General features: G+C 72.8%; 1 protein-coding gene. It reads left to right on the top strand.

The window, feature by feature from the left end:
- A partial coding sequence (locus R0J88_RS21780) for an SDR family NAD(P)-dependent oxidoreductase (protein ID WP_410901142.1) occupies positions 1 to 254 on the top strand: 254 nt, incomplete at both ends.

The raw sequence follows: 254 nt of genomic DNA, 5'->3' as shown, positions 1-254 counted from the left end.
AATCGATATGGAACCCCTCAACTCCCTCGGCACCGCGCTGGTCACCGGCGGCGCCAGCGGCATGGGCCTGGCGATCGTCGAGCGGCTGGCGCACGACGGCTTTCGGGTCGTCATGGCCGACCGCAACGCGGCCCTGGCCGACCAGGAAACCCAGGCGCTGCGCGCGCAGGGCCTGGACGTGGACTACCGCGTGGTCGACCTGGCCGACGAACACGCCACCCGCGCCCTGGTGCGCGAACTGGCGCCGCTGGCGG

It is taken from the genome of Pseudoalteromonas sp. SIMBA_162 (genome assembly GCF_046535955.1).
Classification (GTDB): domain Bacteria; phylum Pseudomonadota; class Gammaproteobacteria; order Enterobacterales; family Alteromonadaceae; genus Pseudoalteromonas; species Pseudoalteromonas marina.
The sequence above is the reverse complement of the archived record's forward strand: the minus strand, read 5'-3'. Positions and strand labels throughout refer to the sequence as shown.